At 63.0% G+C, this 12,542-nt stretch carries 10 protein-coding genes; 6 read left to right on the top strand and 4 right to left on the bottom strand.

Annotated features, from left to right (window positions below):
- Window positions 1-219: 219 nt before the first annotated feature.
- Entirely contained in the window at window positions 220-2,025 is a 1,806-nt protein-coding gene (locus tag NKH95_RS31035; RefSeq protein WP_023811496.1) for an IlvD/Edd family dehydratase, read from the bottom strand.
- Between the two features lie 146 nt (window positions 2,026-2,171).
- On the opposite strand from NKH95_RS31035, the gene NKH95_RS31040 reads away from it, so the two are divergent.
- Window positions 2,172-2,621, top strand: a complete 450-nt coding sequence (locus NKH95_RS31040) for an SRPBCC family protein (RefSeq protein ID WP_127256475.1) — start codon at window positions 2,172-2,174, stop codon at window positions 2,619-2,621.
- A gap of 15 nt (window positions 2,622-2,636) precedes the next feature.
- On the opposite strand, the gene NKH95_RS31045 is transcribed toward NKH95_RS31040, so the two are convergent.
- Window positions 2,637-3,818: an Mrp/NBP35 family ATP-binding protein gene (locus tag NKH95_RS31045; protein ID WP_128304844.1), complete on the bottom strand. Its 1,182-nt coding sequence runs from the start codon at window positions 3,816-3,818 to the stop codon at window positions 2,637-2,639.
- A 268-nt stretch (window positions 3,819-4,086) separates the two neighbouring features.
- On the opposite strand from NKH95_RS31045, the gene NKH95_RS31050 reads away from it, so the two are divergent.
- On the top strand, window positions 4,087-4,464 hold the full coding sequence (locus NKH95_RS31050) for a VOC family protein (protein WP_023811693.1): 378 nt from the start codon (window positions 4,087-4,089) through the stop codon (window positions 4,462-4,464).
- Window positions 4,465-4,475: 11 nt separating this feature from the next.
- Here the strand turns inward: NKH95_RS31050 and NKH95_RS31055 are convergent, their stop codons facing one another.
- Both NKH95_RS31055 and NKH95_RS31060 read right to left on the bottom strand, forming a co-directional pair.
- Complete coding sequence (locus NKH95_RS31055; RefSeq protein WP_023811692.1) at window positions 4,476-5,480, bottom strand: inorganic phosphate transporter; 1,005 nt, start codon at window positions 5,478-5,480, stop codon at window positions 4,476-4,478.
- A 3-nt stretch (window positions 5,481-5,483) separates the two neighbouring features.
- Window positions 5,484-6,125 carry a DUF47 domain-containing protein gene (locus NKH95_RS31060; RefSeq protein ID WP_064995762.1) on the bottom strand — a complete coding sequence of 214 codons (642 nt, stop codon included), beginning with the start codon at window positions 6,123-6,125 and terminating at the stop codon, window positions 5,484-5,486.
- Window positions 6,126-6,276: 151 nt separating this feature from the next.
- Here NKH95_RS31060 and NKH95_RS31065 point away from each other — a divergent pair, with 151 nt between their 5' ends.
- From NKH95_RS31065 to fdhF, 4 genes are all read left to right on the top strand, one after another.
- Window positions 6,277-7,191 (top strand): LysR family transcriptional regulator, encoded by a 915-nt coding sequence (locus NKH95_RS31065; RefSeq protein WP_027039670.1) that lies wholly within the window; start codon window positions 6,277-6,279, stop codon window positions 7,189-7,191.
- A gap of 175 nt (window positions 7,192-7,366) precedes the next feature.
- A complete protein-coding gene (locus NKH95_RS31070; RefSeq protein WP_023811689.1) occupies window positions 7,367-7,846 on the top strand; it encodes a formate dehydrogenase subunit gamma in 480 nt (159 codons plus the stop codon).
- Window positions 7,843-9,399 (top strand): formate dehydrogenase beta subunit, encoded by a 1,557-nt coding sequence (locus tag NKH95_RS31075; protein ID WP_128304842.1) that lies wholly within the window; start codon window positions 7,843-7,845, stop codon window positions 9,397-9,399. The genes NKH95_RS31070 and NKH95_RS31075 overlap by 4 nt, the downstream gene beginning before the upstream one ends.
- A 10-nt stretch (window positions 9,400-9,409) precedes the next feature.
- Window positions 9,410-12,322 (top strand): formate dehydrogenase subunit alpha, encoded by a 2,913-nt coding sequence (gene fdhF, locus NKH95_RS31080; RefSeq protein WP_352894269.1) that lies wholly within the window; start codon window positions 9,410-9,412, stop codon window positions 12,320-12,322.
- The last annotated feature ends 220 nt before the right edge of the window (window positions 12,323-12,542 follow it).

Genomic DNA, 12,542 nt, shown 5'->3' on the forward strand with positions numbered 1-12,542 from the left:
GCGAACGTTGGGCTGACGCCTCACGGGGTCGTCGCGATGCACCCCTTGTCATGATGGTGGATTTGTTGGGCGCGCTTGTCAAGGACGGTGACCGTTCTCGACCTACCCGGCAACACGCTGACCGGAAAACCGACGGCGGCTTGATTTGATCAAGCCGCCATCCGTCGATCCAGAATCAATGATTGTCCCCGGAGCAATCAGTGATTGTCCCCGGAGCAATCAGTGATTGTCTCTGGGAACGCCGCTGGTGTGCGCGACGTCCTGATACTTCACCGCCGGCTTCAGCACCATTCCCTCCGAGAACTGCGCGACCATGCCGCGCTGGATCTCCTGCCAGGGTGTCTGGTGCTTGGGATAGTGGAAGCCACCATTGTTCTGCAGTTCGGCGCGGCGCCGGGTGATCTCGTCGTCGGTAACGAGGATGTCGGCCGTGCCCTTGCGCAAGTCGATGCGGACCCTGTCGCCCGTCTTGAGCAGCGCCAGTCCGCCGCCGATCGCCGCTTCCGGCGAGGCGTTGAGGATCGATGGCGAACCCGACGTACCCGACTGGCGGCCGTCCCCGATGCAAGCGAGCGCGTGGATGCCCTTCTTGATGAGATAGGCCGGCGGCTGCATGTTGACGACTTCGGCACCGCCTGGATAGCCGACCGGGCCAGCGCCGCGCATGAACAGGATGGTGTGTTCGTCGATGCCTTGCGCCGGGTCGTCGATGCGGGCGTGGTAATCCTCCGGCCCATCGAAAACCATGGCGTTGCCTTCGAAAGCCTCGGGATCCTTGGGGTTGGAGAGATAGCGTTCGCGGAATTCCGGCGAGATGCCGCTGGTCTTCATGATCGCCGAATCGAACAGATTGCCCCGAAGATTGATGAAGCCGGCATTGGCCTTCAGCGGCTTGGCGACAGAGCGGATGACGTCGGGATTTTCGTTGGCGACGCCCTCGCTATTCTCACCGATCGACTTGCCGTTGACGGTGCGCGCGCCGGGATGCGGCAACAGCCCGCCCTTCATCAGTTCGGCGATGACCGCCGGCACGCCGCCGGCATGGTGGTAGTCCTCGCCAAGGTATTCGCCCGTCGGCTGCAAATTGACCAGTAGCGGCACATTGAGGCCGACCGTCTGCCAGTCGTCATTGTCGAGCTTGACTCCGAGGTGGCGCGCGATGGCGTTGAGATGGATCGGCGCGTTGGTCGAGCCGCCAATGGCCGAATTGACGACGATGGCATTCTCGAAAGCCTCTCTCGTCATGATGTCGGACGGCTTCAGATCCTCATGCACCATCTCGACGATGCGCTTTCCGGTCTCATAGGAAATCTGGCCGCGCTCGCGGTAGGGCGCGGGAATCGCGGCCGAGCCCGGCAACTGCATGCCAAGCGCTTCGGCCAGCGAGTTCATCGTGGTGGCGGTGCCCATGGTGTTGCAATAACCGGTGGACGGCGCCGACGAGGCGACGATGTCCATGAACTCGTCATAATCGATCTCGCCGGCCGACAGGCGCTGGCGCGATTCCCAGACGATGGTGCCGGAGCCGGTGCGCTTGCCCTTGTGCCAGCCATTGAGCATCGGCCCGACCGACAGCGCGATCGCCGGGATGTTGACGGTGGCCGCCGCCATCAGCAGCGCCGGCGTCGTCTTGTCGCAACCGATGGTGAGCACGACGCCATCGAGCGGATAGCCGTAGAGCACTTCGACAAGGCTGAGATAGGCAAGGTTGCGGTCAAGTGCCGCGGTCGGGCGCTTGCCGGTCTCCTGGATCGGATGGCAGGGGAATTCGAAAGGAATGCCGCCCATCGAGACGATGCCTTCGCGCACACGCTTAGCGAGTTCGATATGGTGACGGTTGCAAGGCGACAGATCCGAGCCGGTCTGTGCGATGCCGATCAGCGGCTTGCCGGACATCAGTTCGGCGCGCGTCAGGCCGTAATTGAGATAGCGCTCGAGATAGAGCGCCGTCATGCCCGGATTGTCGGGATTGTCGAACCACTCCTGCGAGCGAAATTTTTTCTTGTGGGTGGGGGCGCCTGCCATCATGGTCTCCGTATTTGTAAGACAAATCGATATGGCAACGCGCGGGAGCAGGCAAGAGGGCGTGCGGTCGCAACCGGACTTTGGTGCGATAGACACGCACCAAGCCGTGCGTTACGGGTTCCGACAGTCTTGTCCGGGAGGTTTTCATGGCTTTGGTGATCGAAGGCGAGGAGCGCATTGCCGCACCGCTGCAAAAAGTGTGGGAAGCGCTGAACGATCCCGAGGTCTTGAAGGCGACCATTCCCGGCTGCCAGAGCCTGGAGATGAAGTCGCCGACCGAGATGGCGGCAACCGTGGTGGTGAAGATCGGACCGATCAAGGCGACATTCAACGGCGAAGTGACGCTGAAGAACCTGAAGCCGCCGCACTCCTACACCATCCAGGGCGAAGGCAAGGGCGGCATTGCCGGCTTCGCCAAGGGTGGTGCCGACGTGACGCTGACGGCAGATGGACCTGACGCCACGATATTGAACTACGCGGCCAAGGCCGATGTCGGCGGCAAGATCGCCCAACTCGGCAGCCGGCTGATCGAATCGACCTCGAAGAAACTGGCCGGACAGTTTTTTTCGTCGTTCGGCGAAAAGGTCGGCGGCTGAGCCCTCAAGCGGGCGTCACTCGAACACAATACTCGGCACCGCCGCTGCCGCCGCGCCACGCTCTTCATTGACCCGGTCCCAGACCTTCGAAGCGATGTCGCGATAGATTTTCGCCTCGGCGCCGTCAGGCTTCGAGACGACAACCGGCGTGCCGGCATCCGAACTTTCGCGGATGCCCATCTCGAGCGGCACTTCGCCAAGGAAGGTGACGCCGAGGCGCTCGGCCTCGCGGCGCGCGCCGCCATGGCCAAAGATGTCGTAGCGCTTGCCGGTGTCCGGGGCGATGAAATAGCTCATGTTCTCGACGATGCCGAGCAACGGGACGTCGACCTTCTTGAACATGTTGAGGCCTTTTCGCGCGTCGATCAGGGCCAGATCCTGTGGCGTCGAGACGATGACAGCACCAGCCAGCGGCACCTGCTGGGCCATGGTCAGTTGCGCGTCGCCGGTACCGGGCGGCATGTCGACGACGAGCACGTCGAGACGGCCCCATTCGACCTCGCGCAGCATCTGCGTCAGCGCCGACATCACCATCGGGCCGCGCCAGATCATCGGCGTTTCCTCGTCGACGAGGAAGCCCATCGACATCACCTTCAGGCCGTAATTCTCCATCGGTTTCAGGATCTTGCCGTCGACGGTCTGCGGCCGTCCGTGGATGTTGAGCAGCCTGGGCATGGACGGTCCGTAGATGTCGGCATCCAGCACGCCGACGCGCAAGCCGTTGGCGGCGAGGCCGAGTGCGATGTTGACGGCGGTGGTCGACTTGCCGACGCCGCCCTTGCCGGAGGCAACGGCAATGATCGCCTCGATACCGGGCACGCCACGCTTGCCCGAGCTGTGCGAGGCCGGTGCGTGCGGAGTCGCACGCGCCGCGGCGGCAGCGGGCTGAGCCGGCGGCGCGGGCCTGGGTGCGGGGCGCGAGGGAACCGGCGCCTCCATGCCGCCGCCCTTCTTTTCGGCCGTCAGCGCGACGACGGCGCCGGCGACACCGGGGATCGCCTTGACGACACGCTCGGCGGCAGCGCGCAGCGGCTCCATCTCCTGGGCGCGGGCGGCGGGAACGGTAATCGAGAAGAAGACCTTCCCGTCGGCGATGAAAATTTCCGAAACCATGCCGAGGTCGACGATGTTGCCGGTGAAATCCGGCCCGTTGACCGTCTTCAGACGCTCGGTGACGATTTCCTTGGTGACGGACATGGCAGTTTTTCCTTACGCAGCTTGCGCCTGAGATGCAGCTTGCACCTGAGATAATGCAGTTTCCGGACAGAACCAAGCCGTGGAGCAATGGCTGTCTTGGCGTGCCTGAAAAAGCGGCGGGTCCTGTCGGATTTCATCCGCGCCAAACGTCTTCCAGATAATCGAGCGCCGATGCGGCCAACAATCAGGTCAAGCGACAGTCGTCAAACGATCGCGGCGACCTATTTCGGTGACCAGCACGGGCCGACAACCAGGAAAGGAGACCATCATGCTCGCAAACAGCAACGCAACGGCAAATCTGGCGGTAAGCGACCTGGCAAAGGCCAAGGCTTTCTACGAGGGAACGCTTGGCCTGCAACAGGTGCACGATGAGGGCGGCGAACTGATCGTCTACAAAAGTGGCGATACCACCCTCAACGTCTATCATTCCCAATTTGCCGGAACCAATAAGGCGACAGCGGTGACCTGGATGGTTGGCGACGGGATCGGCGATATCGTCAAGGCGCTGAAGTCGAAGGGCGTCGCCTTCGAGCACTATCAGATGCCGGGCCTGACACTGGAGGGCGATATCCACGTCGGTTACGGAATGAAGGTCGCCTGGTTCAAGGATCCAGACGGCAACATCCTGAACCTTGTGGACAGGTAGATTTCCTCACCTCACCTCGCCAGGCCAACCGCGAGGTAGGTGAGCGCCGAAATCAAAGCGGTGGCCGGCAGGGTGACGATCCAGGCAATGACGATATTGCCGGCAATGCCCCAGCGCACGGCCGAGACGCGGCGGGCGGCGCCGACGCCGATGATGGCGCCGGTGATCGTGTGCGTGGTCGATACGGGAACGCCGAGCCAGGTCGCGGCAAACAGCGTGATCGCCCCACCGGTCTCGGCGCAAAAACCCTGCATCGGGTTCAGCCGGGTGATCTTCGAGCCCATGGTGTGGACGATGCGCCAGCCGCCGAACAACGTACCGAGCGCCAGCGCCGTCTGACAGGTGAGCACGACCCACAGCGGCACATAGAAAGTCGCGCCGAGCATGCCTTGCGAATAGAGCAGCACGGCAATGATGCCCATGGTCTTCTGGGCGTCGTTGCCGCCGTGCCCGAGGGAATAGAGCGAGGCGGAAAAGAACTGCATGACGCGGAAGGTGCTGTCGACCGCAAACGGTGTCTGGCGCACGAAGAGCCAGGAAACGGCAAGGATCAGGACAAGAGCCAGGATAAAGCCGGTCGCTGGCGACAAGACGATTGCCGCAACCGTCTTGCCAAGCCCTGTCCAGACGATGGCGCCCACGCCTGCCTTTGCCACACCGGCGCCGACCAGACCGCCAATCAGCGCGTGCGAGCTGCTCGACGGGATGCCGGCGATCCAGGTGACGATGTTCCAGACGATGGCGCCGACGAGCGCTGCAAAGATCACCGCCGGGGTGACGATGCTGACGTCGATGATACCCTTGCCCACGGTCTCGGCAACGTGGAGGCCGAAGAACATGAAGGCGATGAAATTGAAGAATGCCGCCCACAGCACCGCATATTGCGGCCGCAGCACGCGGGTGGAAACGATGGTGGCGATGGAATTGGCGGCATCGTGCAGGCCGTTGAGAAAGTCGAAGAACAGTGCGACGGCGACGAGGCCGGCCAGCACGGGAAAGGCAATGGTGGCTTCCATCACCTAGACATTCTCAATGACGATGCCGCTGATCTCGTTGGCGACGTCCTCGAAGCGGTCGACCACCTTTTCCAGCTGGCCATAAATCTCTGAGCCGATCATATAGGCCATCGGATCGCTGCTGCCGTGCTTCCTGAAGAGATCCTTCAGCCCTTGCTCATGCAGGTCGTCGGCCCGGCTTTCGACGCGCATTACCTCTTCGGCGATGGCGTTGAGGCGCACAGTATGCGTCGCGACCTTGTTGAGCAGCGGGATCGCCTCGGCCACCAGCTTGGCGGCGGCGACGATGACGCCACCCATTTCCTGCATCAGCGGATCGAACTCCTTGCGCTCGAACAGCTTCACCGTCTTGACCGTCTTGTGCATCATATCGATGGCATCATCCATCGACTGGATCAGGTCCTTGATGTCGCCGCGATCGAAAGGCGTGATGAAGGAGCGCCGCACCGCCAGCAGGACTTCCGCGGTGATGTGGTCGGCCTCATCTTCGAGATCGATGATTTTCTGGCACCAGAGGTCGATATCCCTGCCATGGAGAAGCTGCTCCAGCGCCTCGGCGCCGCCGACCACGGTGCGCGAATGTCGTTCGAACAGGTCGAAGAAGCGATCTTCGCGCGGCAAAAGCTTGCGGAACCAGCCCAGCATGGTCGATCTCCCAGTTTCATCCACATAGCGCCGCATTGCGCCGCGGGAAACAGGTAGCCGGCTTAAAGGTGTGGATGCCGGGCAATTGTGCGTGGTGCTTGCGGTAGAGCACAATTTCCCCGACCTTGCAGCGAACGACCGGAAAGATCGCATGATCGACAAGCTGGAATTCTTCATCGCGCTCGCCAGGGAGGAGCATTTCGGCCGGGCGGCGGAGGTGTGCGGTGTCACCCAACCGACGCTCTCGGCCGGCATCAAGCAGTTGGAAGGCCAGCTTGGCGTCATGCTGGTTCTGCGCGGCTCACGCTTCCAGGGGCTGACGCCGGAGGGAAAACAGGTGCTGGTGTGGGCACGCCGCATCGTCGGCGACACCAGAACCATGCGCGAGGAAATGCGCGCGGCGCGCCACGGACTTTCCGGCCGTATCCGCATCGCCGCCATCCCGACGGCGCTCGCCATGCTGCCGCGGCTGACGACGCCGTTTCGCGAAAAGCATCCCGGCGTCACCTTTTCGGTGCTGTCGCGGACCTCGATCGAGGTGCTGTCGCTGCTCGGCAATTTCGACATCGATGCCGGGATCACCTATCTCGACAACGAGCCGCTGGGGCGGGTGACCAGCGTGCCGCTCTATGACGAGCGCTACCAACTGATCACCGCGATGGGGAATCCCTATTCCGACCGCGACAAAGTGACATGGGCGGAGCTCTCGAGCCTGCCGCTGTGTCTGTTGACGCCGGACATGCAGAACCGCCGCATCATCGATCAGCATCTGGCCGAAGCTGGCGTGCAGGTGCGACCGACGCTGGAATCCAATTCCATGATCGTGCTGTTTTCGCACATCCGCACCGGCAAATGGTCGTCGATCATGCCGCTCAACCTTGCGGAAACATTCGGCTTTTCCGAGCCGATCCGGGCCATTCCGATCATCGAGCCAGATGCCAGCCACACGGTCGGCCTGGTGGCGACACCGCGCGAACCGCACACACCTTTGGTCTCGGCGCTGCTGGACGAGGCAATGGCGCTGGCGGACGATTTCCACGCCAACCGTTCCGCTAGACAGAGTTAGCCAAACGGAACGATAGAAAATTTCTATCGTACAACGAAACCGCTTTATTGATTTCAGAGGTTTTCTCTGGTTTCTTAAGCACTTAGCGATAAAGCGGCACGCGCATGTCGTTGTTCCAAAACAGCTTGATGCTCTTGGCCGATAGTATGGGTCGCTACGATAGGGAGGGCGCTGCATGACAATGCAGCCTGCAAGTACCGAGATTACGTCGCGCACGGCCGCGATCATCCAGGAGATGAAGGGCCTCGAAGGCCCATTGCTGCCGATCCTTCACGGCATCCAGGAAGAGTTCGGCCATGTGCCCAAGGATGCGCTGCCGGTCATCGCCGAGGCGCTGAACATTTCCAGGGCCGAGGTGCACGGCGTCGTCAGCTTTTATCATGATTACCGCAGCCACCCGGCAGGCAGGCATGTGCTGAAGCTCTGCCAGGCGGAATCCTGCCAGTCGATGGGTTCGGACGCCATCGCCGCCAAGCTGAAGCAATTGCTGGGCATCGGCTTCCATGAGACGACCCGCGACGGTTCGGTGACGCTGGAGCCGGTCTATTGTCTCGGCCTGTGCGCCTGTTCGCCCGCCGCAATGCTGGATGGCGAGGTGATCGGGCGGCTCGATGACGAGAAGCTCGACGAGATCGTTGCAGAGGTGCGCTCATGATCCCGCGTATCTACATTCCCGGCGATTCCGGTGCGCTGGCGCTTGGCGCCGAAAAGGTCGCCAAGGCGATCGCCGGCGAACTCGCCGAGCGCGGCATCGAAGCCAAGATCGTGCGCAACGGGTCGCGCGGCGCCTATTTCCTCGAGCCTATGGTCGAAGTCGCGACAGCCAATGGCCGCATCGCCTACGGGCCGGTCAAGCCGTCCGACGTCAAAAGCCTGTTCGACAGCGGCTTCCTCACCGGCGGCCACCACAAGCGCTGGCTGGGCACGCCGGACAAGATCCCCTTCCTGGCCAAGCAGACGCGGCTGACCTTCGCGCGCTGCGGCGTCACGGATCCGCTTTCGCTCGAATCCTACAAGAAGCATGGCGGGTTGAACGGACTGACGAACGCGCTGGCGCTGACGCCTGCCGCCACCGTCGCCCAGGTTACCGAGTCGGGCCTGCGCGGGCGCGGCGGCGCAGGCTTCCCGACCGGCATCAAGTGGAAAACGGTGCTCGATACCGCAGGCGACCGCAAATACATCGTCTGCAACGCCGACGAAGGCGATTCGGGTACCTTCGCCGATCGCATGATCATGGAGGGCGATCCCTTCGTGCTGATCGAAGGCATGACGATCGCCGGTATAGCCACGGGCGCGACGAAGGGCTTCGTCTATGTCCGCTCGGAATATCCGCATGCGGTGGCGGTGATGAACAAGGCCGTCGAGATCGCCCGCAAGGCTGGCGTTCTTGGCGCCAGCGTGCTGGGCTCACCCTACGCTTTCGACATGGAGATCCGGGTCGGCGCCGGCGCCTATGTCTGCGGCGAGGAGACGGCGCTGCTCGATTCGCTCGAGGGCAAACGCGGCATGGTTCGGGCAAAGCCGCCACTGCCGGCGCATAAGGGGCTGTTCGGCAAGCCGACGGTGATCAACAACGTCATCTCGCTGGCCTCGGTGCCTGTCATCATGGACAAGGGTGCGGCCTACTACAAGGATTTCGGCATGGGCCGCTCGCGCGGCACGATCCCGATCCAGATCGCCGGCAACGTCAAATATGCCGGTCTGTTCGAAGCCGCTTTCGGCATGACGCTGGGCGAGATCGTCGACGAGATCGGCGGCGGCACGGCCACGGGGCGCCCCGTCAAGGCCGTGCAGGTCGGCGGGCCGCTCGGCGCCTATTTCCCGCGCGCGCTGTTCGACACGCCATTCGATTATGAAGCCTTCGCCGCCAAGGACGGGCTGATCGGCCATGCCGGCATCGTGGTGTTCGACGACACCGCCGACATGCTGAAACAGGCGCGCTTCGCCATGGAGTTCTGCGCCATCGAAAGCTGTGGCAAATGCACGCCCTGCCGCATCGGCTCGACGCGCGGGGTTGAGACCATCGACAGAATAGTTGCGGGCATTGAGCCGGAGAAGAACCTCGCTCTGGTCACCGATCTCTGCAACACGATGAAGTTTGGTTCGCTCTGCGCGCTGGGCGGCTTCACGCCCTATCCCGTGATGAGCTCGATCACCCATTTCCCCGACGACTTCAAGCCAGCGCCCGTGCGCGTGGCTGCCGAATAGGAGCTGGCAGATGAACATCAAGGCCGACTTCCCCTCCCTCGTCGAAGAGATCGACTACGGAACCCCCCAATCGAAGGCGCAGAAGCAGGTCACGCTGAACGTCGACGGGCGCAGCATCACCGTGCCGGAAGGCACCTCGATCATGCGTGCGGCCATGGAGGGCGGGGTCGAGATCCCGAAGCTTTGCGCCACCGACATGCTGGACTCCTTCGGGTCGTGCCGTGTCTGCCTTGTCGAGATCGAAGGACGTGGCGGCACGCCGGCGTCCTGCACGACGCCCGTCGGCGAAGGCATGATCGTGCGCACGCAGACCGAGCGGCTCGACGCCATTCGCCGAGGCGTCATGGAACTCTACGTCTCCGACCATCCGACCGGCTGGAACGAACAGGCCGGAACCGGCGCCAGCGAGTTCGATGCAGTGGCGAAGTCGATCGGCCTGATCGAGAACCGCTACGGCATCGAAGGTCGCAACCACGTCAAGCCGGAAGGTGGCGTGGCGCCCGGCCATGGCTCGCTGGCGGTCGACTACATCGCCCGCGACGAGTCCAACCCCTATTTCACCTATGATGCCTCGCAATGCATCGTCTGCTCGCGCTGCGTGCGGGCCTGCGAAGAGGTGCAGGGCACCTTCGCGCTGACCATCGAGGGACGAGGCTTCGAATCTCGGGTTTCGGCGGGGATGCACGAGGCGTTCATCGATTCGGAATGCGTGTCCTGCGGCGCCTGCGTCCAGGCCTGTCCAACCGATGCGCTGCGTGAGAAGACGGTGCTTGCCAAGGGCCTGCCGGAGCGCTCCGCCGTCACCACCTGTGCCTATTGCGGCGTCGGCTGCTCATTCAAGGCCGAGGTGAAGGGTGACGAAGTCGTTCGCATGATGCCCTATAAGGAGGGCAAGGCGAACCACGGCCATTCCTGCGTCAAGGGCCGTTTCGCCTATGGCTATGCCACCCACAAGGACCGCATCCTGTCGCCGATGATCCGGGAAAAGGTCACCGACCCGTGGCGCGAGGTGAGTTGGGAAGAGGCGATCGCCCATACGGCCAAGGAATTCCGCCGCATCCAGTACCAGTATGGACGCACCTCGATCGGCGGCATAACCTCCTCGCGCTGCACCAATGAGGAAACTTACCTAGTCCAGAAGATGGTGCGGCAAGGTTTCCGCAACAACAATGTCGACACCTGCGCACGAGTCTGCCATTCGCCGACGGGCTACGGGCTCGGCCAGACCTATGGCACCTCCGCTGGCACGCAGGATTTCGATTCCGTCGACTTCACCGACGTCGCCGTCATCATCGGCGCCAATCCGGCTTCCGCCCACCCGGTGTTCGCCTCGCGGCTGAAGAAGCGGCTGCGCCAGGGCGCCAAGCTGATCGTGCTCGATCCGCGCCGCACCGAGATGGTCAAGTCGGCCCATATCGAAGCGGATTACCACCTGCCGCTGAAGCCCGGCACCAATGTGGCCGTGCTGACGGCGCTGGCGCATGTGATCGTCACCGAGGGCCTGTTCGACGAAGCCTTCATCCGCGAACGCTGCGACTGGACGGAGTTCCAGGATTGGGCATCGTTCGTCGCCTTGCCGGAAAACAGCCCCGAAACCGTCGGCAAATTGTCCGGCGTCGATCCCGAGCTGATCCGCGGTGCTGCGCGTCTCTACGCCACCGGCGGCAACGGCGCGATCTATTACGGCCTCGGCGTGACGGAACACAGCCAGGGTTCGACCACTGTGATGGCAATCGCCAATCTCGCCATGGCCACCGGCAATATCGGCCGGCCCGGCGTCGGCGTGAACCCGCTGCGCGGCCAGAACAACGTGCAGGGCTCCTGCGACATGGGCTCCTTCCCGCACGAACTGCCCGGCTACCGCCACATCTCCGGCGAAGCCGTGCGCGATATCTATGAGACCTTGTGGGGCGTGAAGCTGGACGACGAACCCGGCCTGCGCATCCCCAACATGCTGGACGCCGCCGTCGACGGCAGCTTCAAGGGCATCTACATCCAGGGCGAAGACATTCTGCAGTCCGATCCCGACACCAAGCATGTCGCCGCCGGCCTTGCCGCGATGGAATGCGTCGTCGTGCACGACCTGTTCCTCAACGAGACCGCAAACTATGCGCATGTCTTCCTGCCGGGCTCGACTTTCCTGGAGAAGGACGGCACCTTCACCAACGCCGAGCGCCGCATCAACATGGTGCGCAAGGTTCTTGAGCCGAAGGCGCGCTACGCCGATTGGGAGGCGACGCAGGAGCTTGCCCGCGCGATCGGGCTGGACTGGAACTATCAGCATCCCTCGGAGATCATGGACGAGATCGCGATGACGACGCCGAGCTTTGCCGGCGTCTCCTTCGAGTTGCTCGACCGCGTAGGATCCGTGCAATGGCCCTGCAACGAGAAGGCGCCGCTCGGCACCCCGATCATGCACATCGATGCGTTCGTGCGCGGCAAGGGCAAGTTCATCCGGACCGAATATGTGGCGACGGACGAAAGGACGGGGCCGCGCTTCCCGCTGCTGCTCACCACCGGCCGCATCCTGTCGCAGTACAATGTCGGCGCGCAGACCAGGCGCACCGACAACAGCATGTGGCACTCGGAGGACCGGCTAGAGATCCACCCGCACGATGCCGAGAACCGCGGCTTGCGCGACGGCGACTGGGTCCGGCTGACGAGCCGCTCGGGCGAAACGACGCTGCGCGCGCTGATCACCGACCGGGTGTCGCCCGGTGTGGTCTACACGACGTTCCACCATCCGGACACGCAGGCCAACGTCATCACCACCGACTTCTCGGACTGGGCGACGAACTGTCCGGAATACAAGGTGACGGCGGTGCAGGTCGGCGCCTCCAACGGACCGTCGGAATGGCAGCGCGATTATGACGAGCAAGCCAAGCAGAGCCGGCGCATCGCGTCTTTGCAGGCGGCGGAGTAGCTGTGTCGAGGCATTCGACAGCAAGAGCTTCAATCTCGACGGTTGGTCGACCCCCCCTCCTAGGTGTTTCGGTCTACACCTCTCCCCCGATCGACGGGGGAGAGGAAAGGCGCGAGCCTTCGCTGGGAGGCACCCTTCCTCTCCCCGTCGATCGGGGAGAGCGACTATCTGGGGTGTCAAGTTGCAATTACGAACTCGTTGCGCGCATCGCGTGCTTTTG

This window comes from Mesorhizobium sp. M0848, assembly GCF_040319805.1.
Taxonomy (GTDB): Bacteria; Pseudomonadota; Alphaproteobacteria; order Rhizobiales; family Rhizobiaceae; genus Mesorhizobium.